The 26,934-nt window shown below is 69.4% G+C and carries 23 protein-coding genes and 1 tRNA gene; 12 read left to right on the top strand and 12 right to left on the bottom strand.

Annotated elements, in window-relative coordinates:
- Nucleotides 1-10: 10 nt before the first annotated feature.
- Nucleotides 11-1,189: a selenoneine synthase SenA gene (gene senA, locus Tchl_RS13700; RefSeq protein ID WP_075148898.1), complete on the bottom strand. Its 1,179-nt coding sequence runs from the start codon at nucleotides 1,187-1,189 to the stop codon at nucleotides 11-13.
- A 35-nt stretch (nucleotides 1,190-1,224) separates the two neighbouring features.
- Here senA and senB point away from each other — a divergent pair, with 35 nt between their 5' ends.
- The 5 genes from senB (at nucleotide 1,225) to phnE (ending at nucleotide 5,825) form a co-directional block, all read left to right on the top strand.
- Nucleotides 1,225-2,214, top strand: coding sequence for a selenoneine biosynthesis selenosugar synthase SenB (gene senB, locus Tchl_RS13705; RefSeq protein ID WP_075148899.1), 990 nt, complete (start codon nucleotides 1,225-1,227; stop codon nucleotides 2,212-2,214).
- Between the two features lie 164 nt (nucleotides 2,215-2,378).
- Complete coding sequence (locus Tchl_RS13710; protein WP_083945238.1) at nucleotides 2,379-3,242, top strand: putative selenate ABC transporter substrate-binding protein; 864 nt, start codon at nucleotides 2,379-2,381, stop codon at nucleotides 3,240-3,242.
- 19 nt (nucleotides 3,243-3,261) lie between these two features.
- Nucleotides 3,262-4,104 carry a phosphonate ABC transporter ATP-binding protein gene (locus Tchl_RS13715; RefSeq protein ID WP_075148901.1) on the top strand — a complete coding sequence of 281 codons (843 nt, stop codon included), beginning with the start codon at nucleotides 3,262-3,264 and terminating at the stop codon, nucleotides 4,102-4,104.
- A gap of 1 nt (nucleotide 4,105) precedes the next feature.
- Complete coding sequence (locus Tchl_RS13720) at nucleotides 4,106-4,948, top strand: PhnE/PtxC family ABC transporter permease (RefSeq protein ID WP_075148902.1); 843 nt, start codon at nucleotides 4,106-4,108, stop codon at nucleotides 4,946-4,948.
- Between the two features lie 70 nt (nucleotides 4,949-5,018).
- Nucleotides 5,019-5,825, top strand: coding sequence for a phosphonate ABC transporter, permease protein PhnE (gene phnE / locus Tchl_RS13725; RefSeq protein WP_083945239.1), 807 nt, complete (start codon nucleotides 5,019-5,021; stop codon nucleotides 5,823-5,825).
- Between the two features lie 285 nt (nucleotides 5,826-6,110).
- Here phnE and Tchl_RS13730 read toward each other — a convergent pair whose 3' ends face one another.
- A complete protein-coding gene (locus Tchl_RS13730) occupies nucleotides 6,111-7,196 on the bottom strand; it encodes an IS5 family transposase (protein ID WP_075146924.1) in 1,086 nt (361 codons plus the stop codon).
- Nucleotides 7,197-7,435: 239 nt separating this feature from the next.
- Here Tchl_RS13730 and Tchl_RS13740 point away from each other — a divergent pair, with 239 nt between their 5' ends.
- Together Tchl_RS13740 and Tchl_RS13750 are read left to right on the top strand one after the other, a co-directional pair.
- Complete coding sequence (locus Tchl_RS13740; protein ID WP_075148903.1) at nucleotides 7,436-7,771, top strand: helix-turn-helix domain-containing protein; 336 nt, start codon at nucleotides 7,436-7,438, stop codon at nucleotides 7,769-7,771.
- A 384-nt stretch (nucleotides 7,772-8,155) separates the two neighbouring features.
- Nucleotides 8,156-8,240, top strand: a tRNA-Leu gene (locus Tchl_RS13750).
- An 86-nt stretch (nucleotides 8,241-8,326) separates the two neighbouring features.
- Here the strand turns inward: Tchl_RS13750 and rfbD are convergent.
- From rfbD to Tchl_RS13775, 5 genes are all read right to left on the bottom strand, one after another.
- Complete coding sequence (gene rfbD, locus Tchl_RS13755; RefSeq protein ID WP_075148904.1) at nucleotides 8,327-9,247, bottom strand: dTDP-4-dehydrorhamnose reductase; 921 nt, start codon at nucleotides 9,245-9,247, stop codon at nucleotides 8,327-8,329.
- Entirely contained in the window at nucleotides 9,244-10,314 is a 1,071-nt protein-coding gene (gene rfbB, locus Tchl_RS13760) for a dTDP-glucose 4,6-dehydratase (RefSeq protein ID WP_075148905.1), read from the bottom strand. Before rfbB ends, rfbD begins: the two co-directional genes overlap by 4 nt.
- Nucleotides 10,315-10,414: 100 nt before the next feature.
- A complete protein-coding gene (locus Tchl_RS13765; protein WP_075148906.1) occupies nucleotides 10,415-11,659 on the bottom strand; it encodes a lipocalin-like domain-containing protein in 1,245 nt (414 codons plus the stop codon).
- Nucleotides 11,660-11,692: 33 nt separating this feature from the next.
- Nucleotides 11,693-14,257, bottom strand: a complete 2,565-nt coding sequence (locus Tchl_RS13770; protein WP_075148907.1) for an ABC transporter permease — start codon at nucleotides 14,255-14,257, stop codon at nucleotides 11,693-11,695.
- A 5-nt stretch (nucleotides 14,258-14,262) separates the two neighbouring features.
- Nucleotides 14,263-14,949 (bottom strand): ABC transporter ATP-binding protein, encoded by a 687-nt coding sequence (locus tag Tchl_RS13775; RefSeq protein ID WP_075148908.1) that lies wholly within the window; start codon nucleotides 14,947-14,949, stop codon nucleotides 14,263-14,265.
- 343 nt (nucleotides 14,950-15,292) lie between these two features.
- Here Tchl_RS13775 and Tchl_RS13780 point away from each other — a divergent pair, with 343 nt between their 5' ends.
- The 4 genes from Tchl_RS13780 to hpnE all read left to right on the top strand — a co-directional run bounded on the left by Tchl_RS13780 (nucleotide 15,293) and on the right by hpnE (nucleotide 19,445).
- Nucleotides 15,293-16,255, top strand: a complete 963-nt coding sequence (locus Tchl_RS13780; RefSeq protein ID WP_075148909.1) for a TerC family protein — start codon at nucleotides 15,293-15,295, stop codon at nucleotides 16,253-16,255.
- A 162-nt stretch (nucleotides 16,256-16,417) separates the two neighbouring features.
- Complete coding sequence (hpnC, locus tag Tchl_RS13785) at nucleotides 16,418-17,287, top strand: squalene synthase HpnC (protein WP_075148910.1); 870 nt, start codon at nucleotides 16,418-16,420, stop codon at nucleotides 17,285-17,287.
- Nucleotides 17,284-18,117: a presqualene diphosphate synthase HpnD gene (gene hpnD / locus Tchl_RS13790; RefSeq protein WP_075148911.1), complete on the top strand. Its 834-nt coding sequence runs from the start codon at nucleotides 17,284-17,286 to the stop codon at nucleotides 18,115-18,117. The genes hpnC and hpnD overlap by 4 nt, the downstream gene beginning before the upstream one ends.
- A gap of 5 nt (nucleotides 18,118-18,122) precedes the next feature.
- Nucleotides 18,123-19,445 carry a hydroxysqualene dehydroxylase HpnE gene (gene hpnE, locus Tchl_RS13795; RefSeq protein ID WP_075148912.1) on the top strand — a complete coding sequence of 441 codons (1,323 nt, stop codon included), beginning with the start codon at nucleotides 18,123-18,125 and terminating at the stop codon, nucleotides 19,443-19,445.
- A gap of 126 nt (nucleotides 19,446-19,571) precedes the next feature.
- On the opposite strand, the gene Tchl_RS13800 is transcribed toward hpnE, so the two are convergent.
- Both Tchl_RS13800 and Tchl_RS13805 read right to left on the bottom strand, forming a co-directional pair.
- Nucleotides 19,572-20,027, bottom strand: coding sequence for a type II toxin-antitoxin system YhaV family toxin (locus Tchl_RS13800; protein ID WP_075148913.1), 456 nt, complete (start codon nucleotides 20,025-20,027; stop codon nucleotides 19,572-19,574).
- Nucleotides 20,027-20,344: a type II toxin-antitoxin system PrlF family antitoxin gene (locus Tchl_RS13805; RefSeq protein WP_075148914.1), complete on the bottom strand. Its 318-nt coding sequence runs from the start codon at nucleotides 20,342-20,344 to the stop codon at nucleotides 20,027-20,029. Before Tchl_RS13805 ends, Tchl_RS13800 begins: the two co-directional genes overlap by 1 nt.
- Before the next feature lie 243 nt (nucleotides 20,345-20,587).
- On the opposite strand from Tchl_RS13805, the gene Tchl_RS13810 reads away from it, so the two are divergent.
- Complete coding sequence (locus tag Tchl_RS13810) at nucleotides 20,588-23,662, top strand: ankyrin repeat domain-containing protein (protein WP_075148915.1); 3,075 nt, start codon at nucleotides 20,588-20,590, stop codon at nucleotides 23,660-23,662.
- 3 nt (nucleotides 23,663-23,665) lie between these two features.
- Here the strand turns inward: Tchl_RS13810 and Tchl_RS13815 are convergent, their stop codons facing one another.
- From Tchl_RS13815 to Tchl_RS13825, 3 genes are all read right to left on the bottom strand, one after another.
- Complete coding sequence (locus tag Tchl_RS13815) at nucleotides 23,666-24,832, bottom strand: M14 family metallopeptidase (RefSeq protein WP_075148916.1); 1,167 nt, start codon at nucleotides 24,830-24,832, stop codon at nucleotides 23,666-23,668.
- 5 nt (nucleotides 24,833-24,837) lie between these two features.
- Complete coding sequence (gene yaaA / locus Tchl_RS13820) at nucleotides 24,838-25,623, bottom strand: peroxide stress protein YaaA (protein ID WP_075148917.1); 786 nt, start codon at nucleotides 25,621-25,623, stop codon at nucleotides 24,838-24,840.
- A gap of 134 nt (nucleotides 25,624-25,757) precedes the next feature.
- Nucleotides 25,758-26,906: a GNAT family N-acetyltransferase gene (locus tag Tchl_RS13825; protein WP_075148918.1), complete on the bottom strand. Its 1,149-nt coding sequence runs from the start codon at nucleotides 26,904-26,906 to the stop codon at nucleotides 25,758-25,760.
- Nucleotides 26,907-26,934: the final 28 nt, after the last annotated feature.

Below are 26,934 nucleotides of genomic sequence, written 5' to 3' on the forward strand. Positions count from 1 at the left end.
ATCTCCGGCGCTAGAGCGCGCAGCTGCGAAAGCCGCTGTAGAGGTCGTTGCGCTCGGGAGTGAAGTAGTTGCGGTAGCGCGGATGCGCCATGCGCGGGCTGGTCGCCCGGCTCGCGCCGCGCAGCACGTAGCGCTCGCCGAACCACGGCGCCGAGTAATCGCGGTAGGGGTGGGGGGCGAAGCCGGGGTAGGGGGCGAAGCGGCTGGCGGTCCATTCCCAGACCTGGCCCCAGCGAAACCCCGGCTGGGTCAGCGCGGCGAGTTCCCACTCGGCTTCGCTCGGCAGGCGGCGCCCCGCCCAGCGGCACCAGGCGTCGGCTTCGTCCCAGCGCAGATGCACGGCCGGGGCGTCGAGCGCCAGCGCCTCCCAGCGGCCGAACACGCAGCACTGCCAGCTCCCATTCTGGCGGCGCAGATAGCGCGGCGGCGCGGCACCGGTCTGGTCGACGAAAGCCAGGTAGCGGCGCCAGCTCACCACCTCGGCATCGATCTCGAAGGCCGGCAGCGCGACTTCGTGCGCGGCGAGCTCGTTGTCGAAGGCAAAGCCGTCGCCGTGCCAGCCGAGTGTCCAGCGCTGTGCCGGGACGCTCAGTGCGCGGGGCTCCGGCACGCCACCCGCCGGCCCGGACAGCGTCTCGGGCCACGCACCGGACAACGTCCCGGGCAGCGGAATATCGAGCGCCTGCGCCATGTAGATTCCGGCTTCGCCGTGCATGTCCTCGTGAAACAGCGCGAGGCGGAAAAAATACAGCGCCGCATCGATCTCCGGGGTGGCGGCGAGCAGGGCCAGCGTCTGCACCAGGCCCGCGGCCAGATAAGCGCGGGTCGCGGCCAGATCGGGCAGCTCGAGCTGCCAGCGGGTCGCATGTGCAACCGTGCTCGAGTCGTACAGCGCATCGGCCCCGGGCAGCCGCCCGGCGGGGCGCTGATGGTCGGGGTCGCAGGCGATGCCCATCGCGCGCTGCCGGTTGCGCGCGATCCAGTAGTCCTGGAACCAGCCGACATGCCCGGCTTCCCAGCGTGGCGGGTTGAGCTGGGGCGAATACGGAATCGTCAGCCCTTCGCCGAGGGCGGCGGCGTAGGCGTCGAGCAGCGCCAGGGTGCGTGCGCGGCTGTCGGCAAGCGCGGCGGCGAGGAGGCGGCGGCCACCGCGGCGGGCGGCTTCGGAGCGGGCAGGGGCGAGGTTCATGGCGGGAGCGGGGGGCGATGACCGGTGCCCCGAGTATGCCGCAACTGGTGATCGTCAGTCCGGCACTGCGCGATGCCAACAACGGCAACTGGCAGACGGCGCGGCGCTGGCAGCGCCACCTTGCCGGCGTCTGCCGCGTGCGCATCGTCAAGGCCTGGCCCGATGCGCTCGCTGCCGGCGACGCTGCGATGATCGCGCTCCATGCGCGGCGTTCGGCCGAAGCGATCGCGGCCTGGGCCGGCGCCCACCCGGGCAAGGGCCTCGCGGTGGTGCTCACCGGCACCGACCTGTATCGCGACATCGCTGCCGACGCCGCGGCGCGGCATTCGCTCGATCTCGCCCAGGCGCTCGTCGTGCTGCAGGAACGCGCACCGCTGGCGCTGCCGGATGCGGTGCGCGCCAAGGCCCGGGTGATTTTCCAGTCCACCACGGCGCGCAAGGTGCTGGCGAAGTCATCGCACCATCTGCGGGCGGTGATGGTCGGCCACCTGCGCGAGGAAAAGTCGCCGCAGACCCTGTTCACCGCCGCACGGCTGCTCGCCGGGCGGGACGACCTCTTCATCGACCACATCGGCGCTGCACTCGATCCGGCGCTCGGCGAGGCCGCGCGGGCGACGATGGCGGCGGCGCCGAACTACCGCTGGCTCGGGGGCCGGCCGCACGAGGCGGTGCGCCGCCACATCCAGCGCGCGCATCTGCTGATCCACGCCAGCTGCATGGAAGGTGGCGCGCACGTCGTGATGGAGGCGGTCGCGAGCGGCACGCCGGTGCTCGCGTCGCGCATCGACGGCAACGTTGGCATGCTCGGCGCCGATTACGCCGGCTACTTTCCCTGGGGCGATGCCGAAGCGCTGGCGACGCTGCTGCTGCGCTGTCGCGAATCGGTCGCAGGGGAGGGTGGCGGACTGATGGCGCAACTGGCCGCACAGTGCCGCCAGCGTGCGCCGCTGTTTGCACCGGAGCGCGAGCGCGCCGCGCTGCACCGGCTGCTCGGCGCGCTGCTGCAAGCTGCGGGAAAGGCGTGAATGCAAACCGCGAGGACGAACACCGCGGGCACCGCCGCCGGGACCGACGCCGCACCCCGGCGGGGCGCTCGAACCGGTTCGGCTTCTGTTATAACGACAGCCCCCCGGCGGCGTGCCGCATCCTTGCGCCCCTGCGGAACCGTAACCGGAAAATGGAGAGCCCGATGATTCCGATGTCCCGCCTGATGTCCCGCTGCGCGCTCGCGCTTTCGCTGATGCTCGGCGCCGCTGCCGCCCACGCCCAGGTTTTGCGCGTGTCGGCGATCCCCGACGAGGCGCCGACCGAGCTGCAGCGCAAGTTCAAGCCGCTCGGCGACTATCTGGAGAAGGAGACCGGTCTCAAGGTGGTGTTCACTCCGGTCAGCGACTACGCCGCGGTCGTCGAAGGCCTGGCGGCAAAGAAGATCGACCTCGCCTGGCTTGGCGGCTTCACCTACGTGCAGGCCAGGCTGCGCACCCAGGGCGAGGCGCTGCCGATCGTCCAGCGTGCCGAAGACGAAGTGTTCACCAGCAAGTTCATCGTCCCCGCCGACAGCCCGGTCAAATCGCTTTCCGAGCTCAAAGGCAAGACCTTCGCCTTCGGCTCGCCGTCGTCGACCTCCGGGCACCTGATGCCGCGCTTCTTCCTCCTCGAGGACGGCATCGACCCCGACAAGGATTTCACCCGCATCGCCTTCTCCGGTGCGCACGACGCCACCGTCGCCTTCGTCGCCTCCGGCCGTGCCGAAGCCGGCGTGCTCAACGCCTCGGTGATGGACAAGCTGCTCGAGAAGGGCGACGCCAACGCCAGCCGGGTCCGGGTCATCGCCACCACGCCGCCGTACTACGACTACAACTGGACGGTGCGCCCGGGGCTCGATCCGGCGCTGCGCGAGAAGATCGCCAACGCCTTCCTCAAGCTCGACCCGGCCGACCCAGCGCACAAAGAGCTGATGGCGTTGCAGCGCGCCTCGAAGTTCGTGCCCACCACCAGCGCCAATTACGACGGCATCGAGCGCGCGGCGCGCAGTGCCGGGCTGATCAAGTAGGCGCCCGCGGAGCACAGGCATGGGATTCGAGCTCGAGGGCGTCGGCCTGACCCACGGCAACGGTTTTCGCGCGCTGCAGCGGATCTCGCTGCGCGCCGTCCGCGGCGAGCGGGTCGCGGTGATCGGCCCCTCGGGCGCGGGCAAGACCAGCCTGATCCGGCTCCTCGGCACCGCGCTGCGCCCCTCCGAAGGACGCCTTGAGGTCCTCGGCGCCAACCCCTGGCGCTTGTCGGCCGGCGCGCTGCGGCGCTTGCGCGCGCGCATCGGCACGATCCACCAGAGCCCGCCGATCCCGCCGCGGCTGCGCGTCGTCACCGCAATCCACGCCGGCCGGCTCGGCCGCTGGCCGGCGTGGAAGGGCCTGCTGTCGCTGCTCTATCCGGTCGACATCGGCGGGGCGCAGGCGGCGCTGGCGCGCGTCGACCTCGCCGACCGCCTGTTCGAGCGCTGCGACCGGCTCTCGGGCGGCCAGCTGCAGCGCGTCGGCATCGCCCGCGTGCTCTATCAGCAGCCCGACCTGATCCTCGCCGACGAGCCGGTTTCCGCGCTCGACCCCGCGCTTGCCGACGCCGCGCTCGGCGAGCTGGTCGCTGCATCCGGGCACAGCGGCGCCAGCCTGTTCGCCTCGTTGCACGCAGTGGACCTGGCACTGAAGTGGTTTCCGCGCATCGTCGGCTTGCGCGGCGGCGAGGTCGTGTTCGATCTGCCAACCGCCCGCATCACCGATTCGATGCTGCACGAACTCTACGCCACCGAGGGCGAGCTGCTGCCGCTGCAAGCGAGGGATGCCCCGGCCCGCGCCACCGCCGATGCCGATGCACAGCCGGCGCCTGTGCGCCTGGACAACTGCCGCGGACGTTGACATGAGCGCACCGGCCAAAACGCTTCCGCCGCCCGATCGCGACCCCGCCGCACGCGCGCGCCTGGGGTGGACGCTGGTCGCGCTGGTGCTGCTGTGGCCGCTGCTGGTGCTCGCCGAGTTCCGTCCCTGGGTGCTGTTCGAGCCCGGCAATCTGCATGTCATGGGCCGTTTTGTCGGCGGCTTCCTGCCCCCGGCAAGCTCGGCCGAATTCCTCGGCTACCTCCTCGAGGCGACGCTGGAGACGATGGCGATCGCCACCGCCGGCATCGCGCTCGCGCTGCTGCTGGCGGTGCCGCTGTCGATCCTGAGCACCCGCGCGCTGGCGGTGGCGGCGATCGGTCCGGGGCCGGGGCGGCTCGGCGGCAGCATGCTGCGTGCCACCGGGCGGGCGGTGCTGACTTTCCTGCGCGCGGTTCCCGAGATCGTCTGGGCGTTGATGTTCGTGCGCGTGCTCGGGCTCGGGCCGGCGGCCGGCGTACTCGCGCTGGCGATCACCTACGGCGGCATGCTCGGCAAGGTCTACACCGAAATTCTCGAGTCGACCGACACGCGCCCGGCGCGGGCGATCCTCGAAGCCGGCGGCGGGCGCTTTGCCGCCCTCGCTTACGGGCTGCTGCCCAACGCCGCGCAGGAGCTGACTTCGTACACCGTGTATCGCTGGGAATGCGCGGTGCGCGCCTCGGTGATCATGGGTTTCGTCGGCGCCGGCGGGCTCGGGCAGCTGATGGACCAGTCGATGAAGATGCTCAACGGCGGCGAAGCGGCGACGATCCTGCTCGTCTTCCTCGTCCTGGTGCTGTTCGCCGACGCCCTGAGCGCGGCCCTGCGCCGGGCGCTCGCATGAACACGCCAGCACGCGGCACGGGCATCCGGGCATTCCCGGCGAGGCCGGGGCCGGGCGGCGAGGGCGGGCGATGAACGGGACGCGCGAGCCCTGCGCGCCGCCGCGCGGCGCAGCCGACTTCTGCCTGAGCTGCGTGCTCACTACGGCCCTGGTCGTGGCCGCGGTGGCGGGGAGCTTCGCCTATCTCGGGATCGACTTCGCCGCGTTCTTTTCGGCCGGCGCGGCGGCCGACATGGGGCGCTTCGCGGCCTCGTTCTTCCCCCCCGACCTGGAACCGGAGTTCCTGCGCAAGACCGCCTATGGCGCCATCCAGACCTTCGCCGTGGCCTTGATCGGCACGCTGCTCGCCGCCGCCGCTGGACTGCTCATCGCACTGCCGGCGGCGGGGCGCCACGGCACCGCCGCCGGCCGGCTGGCGCGCTTCGCCCTCAATCTGCTGCGCAGCGTGCCCGAGCTGGTGTGGGCGACGCTGATGGTGCTGGCCGCCGGGCTCGGCCCTTTCGCCGGCGTGCTGGCGCTGGCACTGCACACCACCGGCGTGCTCGGCCGGCTGTTCGCCGAGGCGATCGAGAACGCGCCGCCGCAGCCCGAGCAGAGCCTCCGGGAAGCCGGCAGCGGCGGCGTGGCGGCCTTCGTCTACGGCACGCTGCCGCTGGTGTGGGCGCAAGCCGTAGCCTACGGACTCTACCGCCTGGAGATGAACATCCGCATGGCTGCGGTGCTCGGCTTCGTCGGCGCCGGCGGCCTCGGCCAGATGCTGTACTTCCACCTGTCGATCTTCCAGCAGGCGCAGGCCGCGACGGTGCTGATCGCAATGCTGGCGCTGGTGCTCGCGGTCGATACGCTGAGCGACCGCCTGCGCGGGTGGATGGGGTAGACCCAACACGATAAGTGCATACGATTATTGCATGTATGTCGGAAACCATTTGTTTAGCGACAATTGCCTTAACAGGGTGTTGAAAATCTCGGGTTCACCTTCGGTTTCCAGTCCCCGGGGAAAAATCGACTTTGAAAATCGCCCGCTTTCCCCGTGATCATGCCGATTCAAGCTGACTTTTCCGTCGATTGTGCTACCGCAAATCAGCAGCGCTCCTGTCGCCGCAAAGACATGGTTTTTCGACTACAACGTTTCCCATCCGCAGGGCGCCAGGGCGCCCGCGAATTACGGCGCCAGCAGATTGCCCAATCTCGTCAGGTTATAAGCCGAGAAATTGAGCAACGCATGCGCACGGATTCGATCCAGCCCACGCGCCATCGCATGGCGCAGCGTGCCGATATCCTTCGCCCAGCCAAAGGCCTCTTCGATCATCTTGCGTCGGCGCAGGCTGACCGCGTAACCGGGGGACGACTTCACCTCATTGGGCACGGCGCTGCCCTTGACCTTGGCCGCGACATGCGGGGCAATGCCCAGCGGCTCGAGCGCGGCGATGAACTCGGCGGTGTCGTACCCCCGGTCGGCCGCCAGCGTCGGCTTGTGCGCCGAATTGCCGGGCTTGATGCTGCGCCTGGCCATCACCAACGCCGCCTCACGCTCAGCGGTTCCGGTGGCGGTCGTAGTGTGGACATCGACGATCAGACCGTGACGATTCTCGGCCAACGCATGCGTGGTGTAGCTCAGGTACGCCACGCCGCCGCCCTTGCTGGCGAGCAGGGCCTGCGGGTCGGTGCGCGAGACGTGCGTCTTGTTCGAGCGCTTCTTGCCGCGAAAGTCCACCTCGGGGTTGCGTCCCTGATCCGGTCCGGGCGGCTCGTCGGAGCCGTCCCGGGCCATCATGCTCTTGTGCGAGGCCCACGCCCGCAACAGCGAGCCGTCGACACTGAAATGCTCGTCCGACACCAGCTCGGCCCATTCGGCGATCGCCACCACGCCACCGAAGAACTCGCGCATCACGCTCTCCTTGAGGAGCCGCTCGCGATTGGCGCTGAACGTCGAGTGATCCCAGACCGGCTCGTCCAGCGTCATGCCGACGAACCACCGGAACATCATGTTGAAATCGATATGCTCGACCAGCGCACGCTCCGAGCGAATCGAAAACAGACATTGCAACAGCGACGCCCGCAACAAGCGTTCCGGTGCAATCGACGGGCGGCCACCATCGGCATACAACGCATCGAATTGCGGCGACATCGTGCGCAGAACCATATCGGCCAGCGTTTTGATCCGGCGCAACGGATGATCCCGGTCAATGCGGTCTTCGATATTGACGTAGCTGAACAGGGCGTTCTGTTTATGGTCGATGCCGCGCATGAGAATAATCAGTTTCTTAATGCAGATGTAATTATATCAGCCTCACAACCCGCATGGATGCTGGAAAACCTATTAAATCAACATCCTGTTAAATCATCCGCGCTTGTGGATTTACCTGAACAGGTATAAATTACCACCATGGTCAACGAAGAAAGACCGCTCGAATGGATCGCGAGCAGCTACAAGGATCTGATGGCGTTGCCGCCCGACGTGCGTCGGCGTGACACAGGAGCTACGAGATGGAAAAACGAATCATTGAAGGCGTCGAGGTTCAGCGCAGCTCGGGCAACGTCTTCGCCGACCTTGGACTTCCCGACGCCGAGAAACTGAAGATCAAGACCGGCCTGGTGCTCGAGATCAGGAAGGCGATGCGTGCTCTCGGGCTGACGCAACAGGCGGCGGCCAAGCGCATGGGCATCCCGCAACCGAAGGTGTCGGGCATGATGCGCGGCGACTTCACCAACTTGTCCGAGCGCAAGCTGATGGATTGCTTGAATCGCCTCGGCTATGACATCGAGATCAAGGTGCGGCCGGCGTCCGAGCCGGTCGGACATCTGACGCTCGCAACCACCTGACCGGAGCGCCCGATGGCTGCCCGCATCACCGACGCAGAATGGGACAAGCGGTCCTCCGAGAATTTCGAGACGCATTCGCTGCTGCGCGCGGTCGATGCCATGGACGTGCTGCGCGACGACTGATTGCGGCGGGTGTCTGTCCTTTCCAGCTACATGCAGTGTGCCGGGTGCTTAGGCGTCCGCAGTGCGAGGTGGCCGTAAACCGTATGCAGCGTGTATTGCAGTTCGAGCCCGACGAATCAGCCGTCGAAGCCTAACTTTACATAATGCACATTATCGCGCTTTTCTGGGGGCGCATACGACGCGCCCTAGCGGCAGCGCTGGCCGACAACCGGAGTGCACGGGCTGTGTATAATGCGCTCCGCTTTTGCATCGGCCAGCTATGCGGGGATGGCGGAATTGGTAGACGCACTGGATTTAGGTTCCAGCGCCGCAAGGCGTGAGAGTTCGAGTCTCTTTCCCCGCACCACACCCTGAACGGCTGCACCTTGCCTGCCGCGGCTCCTGGATTTCGCCGGAGCGTTCTCCGGCAGGCAATTCCGATCTCCGGGCCGGTCAGCCCAGAATTTCGCGCAGCATTCTTTCCACGCCCTGCCGCCAGTCCGGCAGGTGCAGTCCGAACGCCGCGCGCAGGTGCCGGGTGTCGAGCCGCGAGTTGAGCGGCCGGGCGGCGGCGACCGGATAGTCGGCGCTGGCGATCGGCGCGATTTCTTCCACTTTCAATGCGACGCCAAGGCGGCGCGCCTGCTCGATGACGAACCCGGCGTAGCCATGCCAGCTGGTCTCGCCGCCGGCGGCCAGGTGGTAGGTGCCGGTGAGCACGGGGTTGCGCAGCACGGCGCGGATTGCATGCGCGCTGACATCGGCGATCAGTTCGGCGCCGGTGGGGGCGCCGATCTGGTCGGCGATCACGGTCAGGCGTTCGCGCTCGGCGGCCAGGCGCAGCATGGTGCGGGCAAAGTTGCCGCCGCGCGCAGCATGGACCCAGGAAGTGCGGAAGATCAGGCGGCGGCAGCCGCTGGCGCGGATCGCCTCCTCGCCTTCGAGCTTGGTCCGGCCATAGACCGACAGCGGGGCGGTGGGCGAATCTTCCTGCCAGGGCTGCTCGCCGCTGCCGTCGAACACGTAGTCGGTCGAGTAATGCACCAGCAGCGCATCGTTACGGGCCGCCGCCCGGGCGAGCACGTCGACCGCGGCGGCGTTGATCGTGTACGCGAGCGCCGGCTCGGCTTCGGCCTTGTCGACCGCGGTGTAGGCCGCAGCGTTGACGATGACGCCGGGCGCGAGCCGGTCCACGGTGGCGGCGAGCCCGTCGAGATCGGTGAGATCGCCGCACAGCCGAGCGCCCTCCCCCGGCCTCATCCCCTCCTCCACGGCGCCGTGGCGATCGAGCGCGATCAGCTCGCCGAGCGGTGCCAGCGCACGCTGCAGTTCCCAGCCGAGTTGGCCGTTCTTCCCCAGCAGCAGGATCGTCATTGCCGCGCCTCGCGCGCCGCGTAGTTGCGCGCCACCCAGTCACGGTAGGCGCCGCTTTGCACGTTGGCCACCCAGCGCGGGTTGTCCAGATACCACTGCACCGTCTTGCGGATGCCGGTGGCGAAGGTCTGCGCCGGTTTCCAGCCCAGCTCGCGCCCGATCTTGCGCGCATCGATGGCGTAGCGGCGGTCGTGTCCGGGGCGGTCGGTGACGTGGGTGATCAGGCGCGCGTAGCCGCCGGCGGCGTCCGGGCGCAACTCGTCGAGCAGCGTGCACAGGCTGTGGACGATGTCGAGGTTGGCGATCTCGTTCCAGCCGCCGACGTTGTAGGTCTCGCCCACCCGGCCGCGCGCGAGCACCGCGCGGATCGCGCTACAGTGGTCGCCGACGTACAGCCAGTCGCGCACGTTGAGGCCGTCGCCGTAGACCGGCAGCGGCTTGCCGGCGAGGGCGTTGACAATCATCAGCGGAATCAGCTTTTCCGGGAACTGGAAGGGGCCGTAGTTGTTCGAGCAGTTGGTGGTCAGCACCGGCAGGCCGTAGGTGTGATGCCAGGCGCGCACCAGGTGATCGCTCGCGGCCTTGCTCGCCGAATACGGGCTGTTGGGCTCGTAGGTCTTGGTCTCGGTAAACGCTGGGTCGTCCGGGCCGAGCGAGCCGTACACCTCGTCGGTGCTCACGTGCAGGAAGCGGAAGGTTTCGCGCTCGTCTTGCGGCAAGGCGGACCAGTAGGCGCGTGTTGCTTCGAGCAGGGTGAACGTACCTTCGACGTTGGTGCGGACGAACGCGGCCGGGCCGTGGATCGAGCGGTCGACGTGGCTTTCGGCGGCGAAATGCACAACTGCCCGGGGACGGTGCGCGGCGAACAGGCGCTCGAGCAGCGTGCGATCGCAGATGTCACCATGGACGAAGCGATGCCCGGGATCACCCTCCACGCCCGCCAGGGTCTCGAGGTTGCCGGCATAGGTCAGCGCGTCGAGGTTGAGCACCGGCTCGCCGCCGCCGGCGAGCCAGTCGAGCACGAAATTTGCACCGATGAAGCCGGCGCCACCGGTCACGAGGATCACGATCTTGCTCCTGCGCTGATTGGAAAGGGCGGGATTATCGCACCGCGAATGAAGGACGTCATGCAGGCAGGATCGGTGCTGTCACCAGCAACGGCCAGCGCTACATCCCCAGGCGCTCGGCGTAGCCGGTCATCTCCAGGTAGCCTTCGCCGATCTCCACCTCCACGCCCTGCGCTTCGACCTGGTACAGGCGCACCGCGCCTTCCCAGTAGATCGCTCCGGTCGACGCCTGGCTGTCGAGTTCCTGGTCGTCCATCAGCGGGCGCAGCAGCAGGCGGCGGCCGTCGTCCAGATCGAGCGCCCACTCGACCGGATACTCGGTCCCGGTCCGCGGCGAGCGCCAGCGCCGCAGCGGGGTGAAGCGCAGCGCGCCGGGGGCGAAGGTACGCCGTTCGCCCCCGGCGCCGGTCTCGGTGCCGGCGTGCCACAGTGCGCCACCGGCGTGGTCGCGCATCTGGAACGCCATCAGCGCGCCGCCATCGTGCAGGTTGATCCCGATCCAGTCCCAGCCGCGTGCGCCGGCGGGCAGGATCTCGCTCGACCACTCGTGATCGAGCCAGGCATGGCCGCTCACCGCGAACGCCGCCCCGTCCAGGCGCAGGCTGCCGCGGACCGCGAGCTGCGGCCGGCTGTAGTAGTAGCTGGCGTTGCGCGGATCGGGGGCCTTCTGGCTGAAGCCGTGCTCGCCGTTTGCCACCGGCGCCCGCGCCGCGGCGAACTCGAGCTCGAAGGCGAAGTCCTCGGCGCTGATCCGGCTGCGATAGACGGTCGGCCAGCCTGGCCCTGCCTGCTGGCCGGGGGGCGGCGCATCCGCAGCGTCGCCCGGGTCGATCGCAGCGCCCTTCCGTGCAGCGGCTGCATCCACCCCCTGCCCTGCGCCGGCGACACTCAGGAACCAGTCGTCGAGCTGCACCCCGGTGTGTCCTTCGCGCGCTTCGACCAGCCCGGGATAGGCGCGTGCCGCCCGTTCGGCATGGCGCAGGCGGCCGCTCGCCGGGTCGGCGACGGCGGCGTGGGCGAGGATCAGCTGGCGCGGCGCGAAGCGGCTGGGGTTGTCCTCGCCGATGCGGGTGCGCACGCGGAAGAAAGTGAGCTGAAAGCCGCGCTCGGTCCCGGCGGCATCGCGCAGCCAGCCGGTGATGTACCACCATTCGGTGCGGTACTCGGGATGGGCGCCGAAGTCGTGGGGAAAGGACAGCGCACCGCCACGGACGACCGCTGGATAGGCCGCCGCAGGCGCTGCCTGCGCCGCTTCGGCGCGCGCCGCGCCCGGCGCCAGCGCCCAGAGCACGATCCAGAGCAGTACGCTCGATGCGCCGGGCAGAATGCGCAATAACCGCTTCATCACTTTTTCCGCTCCATCACCCTTGCGACTCGCTCACCAGTCCGCCTTCACCGCCAGCACCGCCGAGCGCTGCATCGCCTGCCGCCCGGCAAGGCGGGCGACGACCGCGGCGAGCCCGACCAGGCTCGCGCTGAAGACCCCCAGCGCGGCCCACGGCACGGCCAGCTCCATGCTCCAGTGAAAGCTCTGACGGTTGATGACCTCGACCAGCACCCAGGCGATCGCCCCGCCGCCGATCAGCCCGGCGAGCACGCCCAGGCCGGCAGTCAGTGCGCCTTCGGCAGCGATCAGGCGGCCGATCTCGGTTCGCGTCAGGCCGAGGTGGCGCAGCATGCCGAACTCGCCCTGGCGGGTGGTGGCGAGCGCGGCGAAGGTGGTGGCGATGCCGAACAGGCCGATCAGCACCGCCACCGCTTCCATCAGGTAGGTGATCAGGAAGGTGCGGTCGAAGATCCGCAGGCTCACCGCGCGGATCTCGCCGGGCAAGGCGATGGCGAGATGCCCGGCGCCGAAAAGGGTGCGCAGGGTCTCGGCAACGGCTTGCGGATCGATGCCGGGATCGAGGCGGATCGCGGCGTCGTTGGCCCGGGTGTCGCCGGTCAGGACGGCGTAATCACGGCTGTCGATCAGCGCCGCGCCATGCTGGCGGGCATAGTCGCGCCAGATCCCGGCAACGGTGAAGCGCTGCAGGCGGCCGCCCAGCGGCAGCTCGAAGATCGCCCCGGGCCGCAGCGCATGACGGTCGGCCGCCGCTTCCGAAACCCACACCGGCGGCAGCTCGCTGGCCGCGGGCGGATCCAGCGACCCCGCGACCAGCGGCAGCCCCCAGTTGCCGCGGGCCGGACGAGCGAGGACGCTGAACAGCGGCTCCGATTCGGACAGGCGCAGATTGATCAGGCGGGTGGTATCGACGCTGGCGACGCCGGCGATCGAGCCGATCCGGGCCAGCACCTGCGGATCGAGGTAGCCGCTGCTGCCCGAGGACGACGCGCGCACGTACAGGTCGGCCGGCAGCACCTGGGTCAGCCATTCATCGACCGACACCCGGAAGGAGCTGACCATGATCGCCATCGACACCGCCAGCGCGACGCTGGCCACTACCCCGGCGCCCGCCACCACCGCCTGGCCGGGAGAGGCGCTCAGGCGCGCATGGGCCAGGCGCCACAGCGCGCCCCGCCCCCGCCCCAGCAAAGGCAGCACGGCGCGGGCCAGTGCCGGCAGGGCCGTCACCGCTGCCGCCAGGGCGAAGGCCACCGCGCCATAGCCGCCCAGCGGAATGCCGCCGACCGGCGGCAGCAGGCAGGCCAGCGCCCCCAGCGCCGCCAGCACGGCGACGCGGACCCCGTGCCCCCGGCCCGGCGCCAGGCCGGCGCGCACGCTCTCCTCTGCACGCAGCGCGCGCGCCGGCGCCACGCGCCCGGCCTCGCGCGCCGGCAGCCAGGTTCCGGCCGCCCCGGCGAGCACCCCCAGCAGCAAATAGCCCAGGCTCAACACCGGATCGAAGCTCGACTCGGGGGCCAGGCCGCGAAAGAAGCCTGCCCCCAGGTCGCCGCCGACCAGGCGGAACGCGCCTGCCGCCAGGGCATGGCCGAGGGCGACGCCGAGCCCGCCGCCGATCAGTCCGAGCACCACGCCTTCGGCGAGCAGGCCGCGCATCAGCTGGCGCCGCTCCAGGCCGAGGGCGCGCAGCAGGGCAAACTCGCGCCGCCGCCGGGCCACCGACAGCAGCTGGGTGGAGAACACCAGGAAGCCGCCGGTGAGCAGCGCGATCGCGGCGAGCAGGGTCAGATTGACCCGATAGGCGCGCGACAGCGTGCCGACCTCGCCGGCCGCGGCTTCCGGCACGCGCAGTGCGAGCCCGGGCGGGAGCAGCGGCGACAGCGAACCGATCGCCGCCTGCGGTGTCACTCCCGCGGCCAATGTCAGGTCGATGCGGCTGAGCACGCCGATGCGCTCGAAGTGCTGCTGCGCCCCGGCGATGTCCATCACCCCCAGCACTCCGCCCGCGCCCGGCACCCGGCCGGCCAGTCGCAGGCGAAGCGGGCGCAGCCCGGACTGGGTGAGCAGGAGGCCGTCGACGATCGCCGGCGGCTGCAGCGCGCCGGTCGCTGCGGGCAAGGCCTGCGACAGCCGCGTGTATGCCTCGTCGGTGAGGAACAGCGCATCGGGCTGGAGCGCGGCCAGGCGGCGCCCTGCCCCGGCGTCGCGCTCTTCGTCAGCTCGTGGCAACAACCCGGGCTGCACCCGGGCGAGGCGAAACAGGTCGACGCCGAGGATCCGCAGGTTGTCGCTGCGCCCCGGCAGGCGGGCCTCGATTTCGAGCACCGGGCTGGCGGCGGCGACTTCGGCCCGCAGCGCCAGCACCGGATAGATCGCCTCGTCGAAACCTTCGCGCGGGCCGACCAGTTGCAGATCGGCCTCGCCCGCGAGCAGCCGCATGCCACGCCCGAACTCGTCCAGCGCCGCACTGTGAATGAGCTGCACCGCCAGTCCCAGGGCCACCCCGAGTGCGATCGCAAGCAAGGACAGCGCGGTCGCCAGCCGCCGGCGCAGCAGGCTGGCGAGGAACACGCGCTGCAGGCGGGGGGCGAGTGCCATCCCGGTCACGATGCGGCGATCGATGCGGTGATGTCGCGCAGGCCCGTCGGCCCCAGCTCCAGCACCCGGTCGGCGCGGGCGGCGGCCAGGCGCGAGTGGGTCACCAGCACGCCGGCGGCACGGCTGTCGCGGATCTGGCCAAGGAGCAGGTCAAGCACATCGGCCGCGCGCCCGGGGTCGAGGTTGCCGGTGGGTTCGTCGGCCAGCACCAGCTTCGGCCGATGCACCAGGGCGCGGGCGATCGCCACCCGCTGCAGCTCGCCCCCCGACAGCTGCTGCGGCACGTCACCGGCGCGCGCGCCGAGGCCGACGCGCGCGAGCATCGCGCGCGCCTGCGCTTCGGCCTGCGCATCCGGCACCTGCAGCAGCCACAGCGGCAGGGCGACGTTCTGCATCAGGCTCAGGTGCGGCAGGATGTGGAACGCCTGGAACACGAAGCCATAGTGGCTGCGCCGCAGGCGGGTCATCGCATCGTCGTCGAGGTGGTCGATGCGCTCCCCATCGACCCGGATCTCGCCGCCATCGACCGGCTCCAGCCCGGCGATGCAGTTGAGCAGCGTGGACTTCCCCGAGCCCGACTCGCCGACGACCGCCACACATTCACCGTCGGCGACCGCCAGCGACAGGCGCTCGAACAGCACCCGCGGTGGCGGCCCGGGGAGCGTGCGGGCAAGGTCGGTGAGCTGGAGCATGCGTCGATCCTCGTCTGGGTGCGGACGCTGCCATTCCAGCAGAATCATCGCCGCAGGTACAGGATGGAGGCCGGAATGTCGACATCGGGGACAAGCCCGGCCAGCCGCAGCTCTTGACTTTGCCGAGGCGCAACCTACACTCGCGCTCCATCAAGGGGAGTAGCTTTTCACGCTGCAGCGTCGTCATCACGGCAGGATTGTCGCCAGACAATCGCCCGGTGCTGCAGGCAACGATTTCGTTGCAAGCGAGACCTTGCCCAAGGGCAAGGTCCGTGCACGCAAGCCAGATGCAAGGGTCTGTGTCCTTCGGGAACAGGCCCTTTTGTTTTGAGCGGAGCACGCAATGGAATCGATCGGAACGTGGTGGATGTGGGCGGCCTTTGCCGCCATCGTGGTGACGATGCTGCTGGTGGATCTGTTTGCCTTCGGCGGCGGCAGGCAGCACCGGGTGTCGTTGAAGGAAGCGGCGGGCTGGTCGCTCGCCTGGGTGACGGTCTCGCTGCTGTTCGCCGGCGGGCTGTGGTGGTATCTCGACCACACGCTGGGACGCACCATCGCCAACGAGAAGGCGCTCGCCTTCGTCACCGGCTACCTGGTCGAGAAGTCGCTCGCGGTGGACAACGTCTTCGTCTGGATGATGATCTTCAGCTTTTTCGCGGTGCCGCTCGAGTTGCAGCGCCGCGTGCTGCTGTACGGCATCGTCGGCGCGATCGCGCTGCGCACGATCATGATCTTCGCCGGCAGCTGGCTGATCACCGAGTTCCACTGGATCCTCTACCTCTTCGGCGCTTTCCTCGTCGTCACCGGGATCAAGATGGCGTGGTTTTCCGAGCACGATCCCGATCTCGAGAAGAACCCCTTCATCCGCTGGATCCGCAACCATTACCCGGTCACCGAGAAGCTCGAAGGCGAGCGCTTCTTCGTGATGCGCGACGGCGTGCGGATGATGACGCCGCTGTTCCTCGCCCTGGTGCTGGTCGAGATCTCCGACGTGATCTTCGCCGTCGACAGCATCCCGGCGATCTTCGCGATCACCACCGACCCCTTCATCGTGCTGACCTCGAACCTGTTCGCGATCCTCGGCCTGCGCGCGATGTACTTCCTCCTCGCCGACCTCGGCGACCGCTTCGAACTGCTCAAGTACGGCCTCGCCGCAATCCTGGTCTTCATCGGCACCAAGATGCTGATCGTCGAGTGGGTGAAGATTCCGGTGCCGGTGTCGCTCGCGGTGGTCGCCACGATCCTCGCGTGTGCGGTGGCCGCGAGCCTGTGGTACGCCGCGCGCAAGGCGAAAACACTGCGCTGAAGCGAGTCGGATCGCCGCCCCGGCGAGGGGGGCACCTGAACGCCGGCCGGGCCGCAGGCGTGCGGTGCGGCTCATGCGGTACGGTATACTCCGCGGCCTTGTCTCCCCCTCCTCCTCATCCGTTCTTCACCGGCCTGCGGTGAGCCTTCCCCCTTCCACCCGATGCCGGTCGAGCACTACGAGAACTTCCCCGTCGCCTCCCTGTTGCTGCCGGCCCGCTTGCGCGAGCCGGTGGAGGCGATCTATGCCTTCGCGCGCAGCGCCGACGACATCGCCGACGAAGGCGACGCGCCCGGCGTGGCGCGCCTGGCGCGGCTGCACGACTACCGCCTCGCGCTCGAAGCCTGCGCTCACGGCATCGCGGTGAAGGACGCCGCGCTGGCGCCGATGTTCGAGCGCCTGGGGCGCGCGATCCGCGCTCACAAGCTGCCGCTGCAGCACTTTCGCCACCTTCTCGACGCCTTTTCCCAGGATGTCGGCAAAACCCGCTACCGCGACTTCGACGAGCTGCTCGACTACTGCCGGCGCTCGGCCAACCCGGTCGGCCGCCTGATGCTGTGCCTGTACGGCGAAGCCACGCCGGACAAGCTGCGCCACTCGGATGCGATCTGCACCAGCCTGCAGCTGATCAACTTCTGCCAGGACGTCGCCATCGACCTCGCCAAAGGCCGGATCTACCTGCCGCAGGACGACATGGCGCGCTTCGGGGTCGACGAAGCCCGCCTCGCGGAGCTGGCGCATGACGCCCGCCGGGCGCCCGCCGCCCGATCGCGCGCGGACAGGGACTGGCGGGCGCTGATGGCCTTCGAAGTGCACCGCGCACGCACGATGATGCTCGACGGCGCCGCGCTCGCGGGCGGACTGCCCGGGCGCATCGGCTGGGAGCTGCGCCTGGTGGTGGTGGGCGGGCTGCGCATCCTCGAACGCATCGAGGCGGTTGATTACGACGTTTTCCGGCGGCGCCCGAAGCTGGGGGCCGGCGACTGGCCGCGGCTGGGCTGGCGTGCCCTCCATTACGGACGACTCACATGAACCCGCACGACTACTGCCAGGACAAGGCCGCCCAGAGCGGCTCCAGCTTCTACTACAGCTTCATGTTCCTGCCCGCCGAGCGGCGCCGGGCGATCACCGCCCTGTACGCCTTCTGCCGCGAGGTCGACGACGTCGTCGACGAATGCCACGACCCCGCACTCGCGCAGAGCACGCTCGAGTGGTGGCGGCAGGAAGTCGACCGCATCTACGCCGGCACCCCCACCCATCCGGTCGGCCAGGCACTGCAGGACGTGCTCGGCCGCTTCCAGCTGCCGCGCGAGCAGCTGCTCGAGATCATCGACGGCATGGCGATGGACCTGACGCAGACGCGCTATGCCGACTTCAAGGCCCTGCAGCTCTACTGCTACCGGGTGGCGAGCGTGGTCGGCCTGCTCGCGGCGGAAATCTTCGGCTACCAGGACCGCCGGACGCTGAAGTACGCCCACGATCTCGGCATGGCCTTCCAGCTCACCAACATCATCCGCGACGTCGGCGAGGACGCCCGCCGCGGCCGCATCTACCTGCCGGTCGAGGATCTGCAGCGCTTCGGTGTGCCGGCGAAGGATCTGCTCGAGGCCCGCCACTCGGACGCCTTCCGTGAGCTGATGGCATTCCAGGCCGGGCGCGCCGAGCATTTCTACGATCAGGCCTTCGCCCAGCTGCCCAAAATCGACCGCAAGGCCCAGCGCCCCGGGCTGGTGATGGCGGCGATCTACCGCACCCTGCTGCGCGAGATCGCCGCCGACGGCTTCCAGGTCCTCGATCGCCGCACTTCGCTGACGCCGCTACGCAAGGTGTGGCTGGCCGGCACCACCTGGTTCAAGGGCTGAGGCCGATGCCCGCGGTCGCCGTCATCGGCGCCGGCTACGCCGGGCTGGCGTGCGCGGTGGAACTGGCGCGCGCCGGCGTGCAGGTGACGGTGTTCGAGCGCTCGCACACCCTCGGCGGGCGCGCGCGCGTGGTGCACAAGGACCACCACTGGCGGGTCGACAACGGCCAGCACATCCTGCTCGGCGCCTACTCCGAGCTCACCCGCCTGCTGCGCCTGTGCGGGGTGTCGCCGAAGCAGCTCGCCCACCTGCCGCTGACCCTGCACGTGCCCGGCCGCCTGCGCCTGCAGGCGGCGGCGCTGCCTGCCCCGCTGCACCTGGCGGTCGGCCTGCTGCGGGCGAAAGGGCTGAGCTGGGCCGACCGGCTGGCGATGCTGCGCCTGATGCACTGGCTCAAGCGCCACGCCTTTCGCGTGCCGCCGGGCATGACCGTCGCCGGCCTGCTGCGCGAAACCCGGCAGACACCGCTGCTCGATACCCTGGTGTGGGAGCCCTTGTGCGTGGCGGCGCTGAACACGCCGGTCGCCGAAGCCGACGCCCAGGTCTTCGCCAACGTGCTGCGCGACAGTCTCGCCGCCGGCGCGGCGGCAAGCGAGCTGCTGCTTCCGCGCACCGATCTGTCCGAGTTGTTTCCGGTGCCGGCGGCGCGTTACCTCGCCACCCGGCGCGGCCGGCTGCGCACCGGCAACGCGATCGAGGCGATCCGCCCGGTCGAAGGCGGATTCCGCCTCGACGGCGACCCCGGCGGCCAGCCCTGGCCCCAGGTCGTGCTCGCCACCGCGCCCTACCACGCCGGCGCCCTGCTCGCCTCCACCGGCGCCTGCGACCGCCTCGCCGCACAGATCGACGCCCTCCCGCACGAGCCGATCGTCACCGTCTATCTCGCCCTGGGCAAGGGACAGCGCCTGCCCGAACCGATGATCGGCCTGGTCGGCGGCACCGCCGCCGAACCGGCGCAATGGGCCTTCGACCGCGGCCAGCTCGGCGGCCCCGAAGGGCTCATCGCCTGCGTCATCAGCGCCCACGGCGCGCACGAGGCGCTGCCCCGCGACGAACTGATCCTCGCCGCCCATGCCCAGCTCGAGCGCCAGCTCGGCCGCCGCCTGCCGGCGCCCGAATGGTCGCAGCTCATCATCGAAAAGCGCGCCACCCTCGCCTGCCGCCCGGGCATCATCCGCCCCGCCATCCGCACTCCGCTGCCCGGGCTGTGGCTGGCCGGCGACTACATCGACTCGGACTACCCGGCAACACTGGAGTCGGCGGTGCGCTCGGGCGTGGCCTGCGCCGCCGCCATCCTCGCAAGAATCCGCAACGGCAGCGGAGGGTGATCACCGGATTCGGTATTGCGATGGCCAAACCCGGTCAGGGGGAAGCGCCACTTTAACGCCGGCCCACCCTTCTGCCCGGGCGCGAAGTTGCCTGCGCTCCGGACGGGTCATCGCCAGGCAGAGAGGCTACCTCTGCATCCAATCCTGCTCGCTGGCAGCGATCAACGCGTTCCAGTCGTCGGGTGGATTGCCCCGCCCCAGCATCTTCTCGAAGACCGCATGCGGGTCGGACTTGCTACCCGCCGATCGCAGGGTCTGCTCATCGTTCACCCAGGCGTAGACGATCACCTTGGCCTTCGAGTCATAGCGGAAGAACAGACGGAACCGCCGTCCGATCTTCGCGCGCCGCCAGTGCCGATAGGCAGGACCCAAGGTGTTGCCCTGACGGAACTCGTCGCGCGCCGGATCGCTCGGCACGGCATCGATGATCAACTGGCTCAGCGCGCGGAACAACTTGACGTTGGCGTTGCCAGCGCCCCCCTGTGGGTCATTCCGCTCCGCTCGCTGCGCCGCCGCGTGCAGTTTGCGCAGCTGCCCGGCCACCCCTTCGTGGAACAGCAGTGTCCAGCCGTGGCGCTCCATCAGAGCGCCACGTCGCCGTCGATCTCTTCATCAAGGTTCACGGCATGGCCGGCATTGGCCAACATCGCGCGGGCGAGATCGTCCGGCAAGGACTGCAGGTGCCTTCCGGCGCGGATGTCGGCTTCCAACAGCCCAAGGAGCGCACCGATTGCCGGGTCTTCATGCGCGCTCTCGGCGCGCGTGACGACGACTTCGCCGCCGCGCAGTTCGAATGCCACCTTGCCGCCGGTATCAACCCCCAGCGCCTGCCGGATCGACTTGGGCAGGGTGATCTGTCCCTTCGACGTGAGCGTGGCGAGTTCGTGGATGCTGGACATGACCAGGCTCCTCTTCTCTATGGTGACGCCCTAAAGTAAGGATTATTCCTTACCCTGTCAATCGGCGAACGTTTGGCCACATCCTGATTCAACGCATCGAGCCTGAAATGATGTGGGTTGGATGGATGTGAGCTTGTCCCCGTTTGATGAACGCCATCAGGGGCACGGCGGCCCAAGGTCCGCCCGTCGAACCGGTATGCGTATCGGCCTATACTTGCGCCTCCCCACGCCCCTCCGACACCGATGAGAATTCTCACCTACTCCGGACTCGACACCAGCCGCGTCCGCACCGCCTACGACAAGGTCTGCGCCGCCATCGCCAGGGGTGATTTCCGCGCCGCCCAGGTGAAGAAGCTGCGACACGGTTCCGCGCATGGTGCCTACTACCGCGCACGCCTGAACGATGCCGACCGCCTGCTGTTCACCCTGCTGCGCCACGGCGACGAAGTCTGCGCCCTGATGCTGGAGGTGATCGCCCACCACGCCTATGACAAGTCGCGCTTCCTGCGTGGCGCCGCCATCGACCTCGATCAGCTCGACGAGGGCGAGGACGCGCTCGCCGAGGCCGAGCTCGCCGCCGTGCGCACGGCACCGCCAATCCGCTACCTGCACCCCGGGCACGGCACCGTCCATCTGCTCGACAAGCCCCTGTCCTTCGACGACGCTCAGGAAGCCGTCTATCGCCGCCCGCCACCGCTGATCGTGGTCGGCAGCGCAGGCAGCGGCAAGACCGCACTCACGCTGGAAAAGCTCAAGCATACCGAAGGCGAGGTGCTCTATGTCACCCACTCCGCCTATCTCGCGCAGAGCGCGCGCGACCTCTACTACGCCCACGGCTTCGAGCATCCGGGGCAGGATGCGGTGTTCCTGTCGTACCGCGAGTTCGTCGAGTCGATCCACGTCCCGGGCGGGCGCGAGGCCCGCTGGCGCGACTTCGCCGCCTGGTTCGCGCGCATGCGGCAGGCCTTTCGCGACCTCGATGCCCACCAGGTGTTCGAGGAGATCCGCGGCGTCATCACCGCGGCGGCGAGCGGCGTGCTCGGGCGCGACGAGTACCTCACGCTCGGCGTGCGCCAGTCGATCTTTCCCGCCGGCGAGCGCGGACGGCTCTACGACCTGTTCGAAAAATACCGTGCCTGGCTCGGCGAGGCCGGCCTCTACGATCTGAACCTCGTCGCCCACGCCAGCCGCACGCTGGCCGCGCCGCGCTACGACTTCGTCGTCGTGGACGAGGTCCAGGACCTCACCCCGGCCCAGCTCGCGCTGGTGCTCGCCACGCTGAAGAAGCCGGGCCATTTCCTGCTGTGCGGTGATTCGAACCAGATCGTCCATCCCAACTTCTTCTCCTGGAGCCAGGTCAAAACGCTGTTCTGGCGCGACGCCGAGCGCGCCCGCAGCCAGGAGCTTGCGGTCCTCACCGCCAACTTCCGCAACGGCCGCGAGGCGACGCGGGTCGCCAACACCCTGCTCAAGATCAAGCACCGGCGCTTCGGCTCGATCGACCGCGAGAGCAACTTCCTCGTCGACGCGGTCGGCGGTGAGGCTGGCAAGGTCGCGCTGGTGGCGGACAAGGACGCCGCGGTGCGCGAGCTCGACCGCAGCAGCCGCCAATCGACCCGCTTCGCCGTGCTGGTCATGCGCGACGAGGACAAGGCCGCCGCCCGCGCCCGCTTCGCCACCCCGCTGCTGTTCTCGATCCACGAGGCCAAGGGCCTCGAGTACGAGAACATCGTGCTCTACCGCTTCGTCTCCGACAACCGGCGCGAGTTCGACGACATCGCCGCCGGCGTCGACCGTTCCGATCTCGCCGCCGACACCCTCGAGTACCGCCGCGCCCGCGACAAGGACGACAAGTCGCTGGAGGTCTACAAGTTCTTCGTGAATGCCCTCTACGTGGCACTGACCCGCGCCACCCGCAACCTCTATCTGGTCGAGTCGGATACCGCACACCCCCTGTTCGGCCTGCTGGCGCTCGCCAGTGGCGCCGCGCCCAAGGTCGATGCGGTCAAGTCGTCGCTGGAAGACTGGCAGAAGGAAGCGCGCAAGCTCGAGCTGCAGGGCAAGCAGGAGCAGGCCGACGCCATCCGCCGCGACATCCTGCGCCAGACGCCGGTGCCCTGGCCGGTGATGGACGAGGCGCGCCTGCGCGAACTGCTGCAGAAGACCTTCGTCGACAAGGCGCCCGGCGGCAAGCACAAGCAGCAGCTCCACGAATATGCCGTGTGTTTTGAAGAGCCCGAGCTCGCGCTGCATCTCGTCAACGACGCCCGCTTCGACGCCGCGGCCAAGTACGCGCAGCAGCTCACCACCCTCGGGCGCAAGAGCTGGGTGGGCTATTTTCAGCGCAACTTCAAGGACATCCTGCGCCAGTGCGACCAGCACGGGGTCGAGCATCGCCTGCCGATGAACCAGACGCCGCTGATGGCGGCCGCCGCCGCCGGCAACGTCGCCCTCGTCGACGCCCTGCTCGAGCGCGGCGCGAGCCTCTCGGCCGCCGATCACTACGGCTGGAACGCGCTCCATTGGGCGCTGCGCGAGGCCTTCCGCGACCCCGCCTACGCGCGCGGGCCCTTCGCTGCCGTGTACGAGCGCGTCGCCCCGTCCACCTTCGACGTCAACACCGGCGAGCGCCTGGTGCGCCTCGACCGCCATCACGCCGAATACCTGCTCTTCCACACCCTGTGGACGCTGTTCCGCAGCCGCTTCACCACGATGCTGCGCAAGCCGAACAAGGCCGCCTTCGAGACCGCCGACATCCTCGAGGCCTGGCAGCACCTGCCCGCCGCGGTGCTGCGCCCGGAGCGCAACAAGCGCGCGCATCTGTCCAGCGTGCTGTCGCGCAACGAGGTCGCGCGCGACTACGCCTACAACCGCAAGCTGTTCCGGCGCATCGCCCAAGGCTGGTACCAGCTCAACCCGCAGCTGCTGGTGCGTCGCGACACACGCGAAGGGGACGGCGAAGCCTGGCAGCCGGTCTTCGGCGCGCTCAACCTGCCCTTGATCGGCGACTTCGTCCGCATGGACGCCTACCGCCCGCTCCAGGCGCTGGCCCAGGCCGCGGGGGTCGCTGTGGCGGAGCTGCCCCTGCTCAAGGCCGGACGTATCCTTCAGGCCCGCGAGGCCTTGCAAGCCCAGGAGGAGGCCATGCGCCGGCGCGAGGCCGAACGCCAGGCCCCCGCCGCGGCCTCGCAACACACCGCCGCCCGCCCCGTCGCCCCCGCGCCGTGGGGCACGCCCCGGGCCCGGGCGCAGGAGATCGAGCGCATCCGCGCCGAGATCGCCGCACGCCATGCGCCCAAACCGACAGAGAAGAAATAACCGTCATCCCGGGTCGACGCCCACCACGACCGGCCGCGCCGGGGCGGGCGGGGCCAGGTGGTGGAGGATCGGGACGAGCATCGCCGCCCCCAGGCGTTTGCTGCGCGCGCCGTCCCAGCCGACCTCGCCGTCGGGCAGCAGCGCGTTGTCCTTGAACGGCATTTCCAGCGTCAGCGACACGCAGCCGAAGCGGTGTGCGACCCACTTGCTCGCCAGGCTCAGCAGTTCATCGCCGAAGCGTCCCGGCCGGTAGCCTTCGAGGGTCTGGAAGTCGGGACTCGCGGCGGCGAAGGCTTCGACGAAGCGGGCCTGGGCGGCCGCCATCGCGGCGGAAAAACCGGGGACTTCCTCCGCGGTGGAAAAGAATACGTAGGGCAGCGCCTCATCGCCGTGGATGTCGAGGAACAACACGCAGCCGGTGCGCTCCATTTCCGCGCGCACGGCGAACACTTCCGGGCTGGCGGCGGGGTCGGGCGCACGCCATTCGCGGTTCAGGTTGCGCCCCGCGGCGTTGGTGCGCAGGTTGCCGCGCACCGCGCCGTCCGGGTTCATGTTGGGCACGATGTAGAGCACGGCCTGCTCCCGCACCCGCCGCGCTACCGGGTCGGCGCGCTCGAGCAGACGCTCGAGCAGGCCCTCGGCGAACCATTCGGCCATCGTCTCGCCCGGATGCTGGCGGGCGATGATCCACACCGGCACGCGCCCGGGGGCGGGGCGGCCGACCACGACGACGTCGAGGTCGCGCCCGTCCACCGTATTCCCCAGGTTGCGCACGCAGGCATGGGGCGAGTGCTCGACCCGGCCGAGGAGCTCGAGATGGCGCTCATGCGAGTAGGGTTCGAAGTAGGCGTAGTAGATGCTGTCGCGTTCGGGCGTGTGCTCGACGATCAGCGTGCCGTCCTCGTAGCGGGTGGTGGGGATGCGGAACCAGTGGCGGCGGTCGTAGGAGGCCACGCAGCGATAGCCCGGCCAGCCGTCCGGGTAGGCGGCGTCGGCGGCGTTGTCGAACACCATGCGCAGCGGCGTGCCGGCGGCACCGGAGAGGCGGAAATGGAACCACTGGCGGAAATCGGCGGCATTGTCCTGGCGCAGGCGCAGGTGGATGTCCTGTGGATCGTCGAGGCGGACGACCTCGATCGCACCGGAATCGAAGCATGAGCTGATCTTCATCGGCCTCATTCCTCGCGGCGGCGGAACACCAGGGTGTCGGCGTCCGACGCCGCGGCGGCGAAAGCGTAGCCTTCGCTGGCGAAGCCTTTCAGCGCCTCGACCTCGTCGATGCGCTGGCGGATCACGAAGCGGCTCATCAGGCCGCGCGCGCGCTTGGCGTAGAAGCTGATGATCTTGTAGCGCCCGCCCTTCCAGTCCTCGAACACCGGGGTCACGATCCGGCCGGCGAGTTTCTTGCGCTGCACCGACTTGAAGTATTCGTCGGAGGCGAGATTGAGCAGGACGCGCTCGCGCCCGGCCGCTTCCTCGCCGGCGAGCAGGCGGTCGAGCGCGGCGGTGATGCGCTCGCCCCAGAACGCGTACAGGTTGCGGCCGCGGGCGGTGGCAAGCTTCGTCCCCATTTCCAGACGGTAGGCCTGCATCAGGTCGAGCGGGCGGAGCACGCCATACAGCCCGGAGAGGATGCGCAGATGGTCCTGTGCCCAGGCCAGGTCCGCCTCCGACAGGCTGGCGGCATCGAGGCCTTCATAGACATCGCCGTTGAAGGCGAGCACCGCCTGCTTGGCGTTGTCCGGGGTGAAGGGGCGCGACCAGCTCGCATAGCGGGCGACGTTGAGGCTGGCGAGCGCATCGGAGAGCGACATCAGCTCGGCGACCTGGGCCGGCGAGCGCTCGCGCAGCACCTCGATCAGTTCGGCGGCATCATCGAGGAAATCGGGCTGGGTAAAGCACGCCGTCGTCGGCGGGGTCTGGTAGTCGAGTGCCTTGGCGGGAGAGAGGACGAGGATCATGGGTTCCGTGGCGAAGGGAAAGGCAGCGAGAAAGGGCAGTGGATACGGGCGGCGGCAATGTGGAAGACGGCAATGCGGACGACGGTAATGTTAACGCGAATCGCGCACGGCCCCCTGCGCGCACGCCCCGGCGCTCACCCGGCGCGGCGGAACGGCAGATGGCGTGCCGCATCGTCGCGGTAGGCGGCGACGCCGGCCGCCTGGCGGGCGAGGTGGGGGGCGACGATGCGCCGGATCGCGGGGTCCGGAATCCAGTGCGCGGAGCGCACCCGCTGCGGCACGAAGCCGCGGGCGATCTTGTGCTCGCCGCCGGCGCCGGGCTCGAAACGCACGAGCCCCTCGCGCAGGCAGTAGTCGATGCCGCGATAGAAGCACAGCTCGAAGTGCAGGCTGTCGACCGCGCGGCTCGCCCCCCAGTAACGGCCGAACAGGGTGTCGGCGCTGCGAAAGCACAGCGACAGCGCGACCGGAACCTCGCCGTCGGCGGCGGTAAACACCACCATCCGCTCGTCCAGCGCCGCGGCCAGGGCCGCCAGGCATTCGGCGCTGAACGCGGCGTGGTTGCCGAAGCGCTCGAACGTCGACCGGTACAGCGCATGCAGCGCCGGCCACTCGTCGGCGCGGATCTCACCGCCGTGGCGCACCTCGATGCGCAGCCCGGACTGGGCCGCACGCCGCCGCTCGGCGCGCACCTTGCGGCGCTTCTCGGCGGAGAAGGACTGGAGGAAACCGTCGAAATCGCCGAAGCCGGCATCCGCCCAGTGGAACTGCACGTCGTGCGACACGAGCAGGCCGGCCGCTTCGAGGGTGGCGACATCGTCCGCTGCGGCGAGGGCGACGTGCCAGCTCGACCAGCCCTGCCCGGCAACCAGCGCCTGCGCCGCGCGGATCAGCGCGCGGCGCACCGCACCGGCGTCGGCACTGCGCGGCGCAACCAGCAGCCTCGGCCCCGCGACCGGCGTGTATGGCACCCCGGAGATCAGGCGCGGGTAGTAGTCCCGCCCGAAGCTCTCCCATACCGGACGCCAGCTCCAGTCGTAGATGAAGTCGCCGTGCGAATGCGATTTCAGGTACAGCGGCAGCAGGCCGACGACCCGGTTGTCCTCGGTCGCAAGCAGGTGGAGCGGCTGCCAGCCCGTCTCCGGGGCGACCACGCCGCTGGCTTCGAGGATGCGCAGGAAGTCGGCATTCAGGAACGGGTCGCCGGGCGCGGCGAGCTCGCCCCAGGCCTCGGCAGGAATCCCGGCGGCGCTGCCGGCGATGCGGACGTTCGGTTCGGTCATGGGCCTCAAAGGGTGCGGCGGAGCGGTG

Source organism: Thauera chlorobenzoica, from assembly GCF_001922305.1.
GTDB lineage: Bacteria > Pseudomonadota > Gammaproteobacteria > Burkholderiales > Rhodocyclaceae > Thauera > Thauera chlorobenzoica.

Excerpts from the sequence above, each read along its gene's own strand:
- senA (WP_075148898.1), bottom strand. The coding sequence starts at position 1,189 with ATGAACCTCGCCCCTGCCCGCTCCGAAGCCGCCCGCCGCGGTGGCCGC.
- senB (WP_075148899.1), top strand. The coding sequence starts at position 1,225 with ATGCCGCAACTGGTGATCGTCAGTCCGGCACTGCGCGATGCCAACAAC.
- Tchl_RS13710 (WP_083945238.1), top strand. The coding sequence starts at position 2,379 with ATGATTCCGATGTCCCGCCTGATGTCCCGCTGCGCGCTCGCGCTTTCG.
- Tchl_RS13715 (WP_075148901.1), top strand. The coding sequence starts at position 3,262 with ATGGGATTCGAGCTCGAGGGCGTCGGCCTGACCCACGGCAACGGTTTT.
- Tchl_RS13720 (WP_075148902.1), top strand. The coding sequence starts at position 4,106 with ATGAGCGCACCGGCCAAAACGCTTCCGCCGCCCGATCGCGACCCCGCC.
- phnE (WP_083945239.1), top strand. The coding sequence starts at position 5,019 with ATGAACGGGACGCGCGAGCCCTGCGCGCCGCCGCGCGGCGCAGCCGAC.
- Tchl_RS13730 (WP_075146924.1), bottom strand. The coding sequence starts at position 7,196 with ATGCGCGGCATCGACCATAAACAGAACGCCCTGTTCAGCTACGTCAAT.
- Tchl_RS13740 (WP_075148903.1), top strand. The coding sequence starts at position 7,436 with ATGGAAAAACGAATCATTGAAGGCGTCGAGGTTCAGCGCAGCTCGGGC.
- rfbD (WP_075148904.1), bottom strand. The coding sequence starts at position 9,247 with ATGACGATCCTGCTGCTGGGGAAGAACGGCCAACTCGGCTGGGAACTG.
- Tchl_RS13765 (WP_075148906.1), bottom strand. The coding sequence starts at position 11,659 with ATGAAGCGGTTATTGCGCATTCTGCCCGGCGCATCGAGCGTACTGCTC.
- Tchl_RS13770 (WP_075148907.1), bottom strand. The coding sequence starts at position 14,257 with ATGGCACTCGCCCCCCGCCTGCAGCGCGTGTTCCTCGCCAGCCTGCTG.
- Tchl_RS13775 (WP_075148908.1), bottom strand. The coding sequence starts at position 14,949 with ATGCTCCAGCTCACCGACCTTGCCCGCACGCTCCCCGGGCCGCCACCG.
- Tchl_RS13780 (WP_075148909.1), top strand. The coding sequence starts at position 15,293 with ATGGAATCGATCGGAACGTGGTGGATGTGGGCGGCCTTTGCCGCCATC.
- hpnC (WP_075148910.1), top strand. The coding sequence starts at position 16,418 with ATGCCGGTCGAGCACTACGAGAACTTCCCCGTCGCCTCCCTGTTGCTG.
- hpnD (WP_075148911.1), top strand. The coding sequence starts at position 17,284 with ATGAACCCGCACGACTACTGCCAGGACAAGGCCGCCCAGAGCGGCTCC.
- hpnE (WP_075148912.1), top strand. The coding sequence starts at position 18,123 with ATGCCCGCGGTCGCCGTCATCGGCGCCGGCTACGCCGGGCTGGCGTGC.
- Tchl_RS13800 (WP_075148913.1), bottom strand. The coding sequence starts at position 20,027 with ATGGAGCGCCACGGCTGGACACTGCTGTTCCACGAAGGGGTGGCCGGG.
- Tchl_RS13805 (WP_075148914.1), bottom strand. The coding sequence starts at position 20,344 with ATGTCCAGCATCCACGAACTCGCCACGCTCACGTCGAAGGGACAGATC.
- Tchl_RS13810 (WP_075148915.1), top strand. The coding sequence starts at position 20,588 with ATGAGAATTCTCACCTACTCCGGACTCGACACCAGCCGCGTCCGCACC.
- Tchl_RS13815 (WP_075148916.1), bottom strand. The coding sequence starts at position 24,832 with ATGAAGATCAGCTCATGCTTCGATTCCGGTGCGATCGAGGTCGTCCGC.
- yaaA (WP_075148917.1), bottom strand. The coding sequence starts at position 25,623 with ATGATCCTCGTCCTCTCTCCCGCCAAGGCACTCGACTACCAGACCCCG.
- Tchl_RS13825 (WP_075148918.1), bottom strand. The coding sequence starts at position 26,906 with ATGACCGAACCGAACGTCCGCATCGCCGGCAGCGCCGCCGGGATTCCT.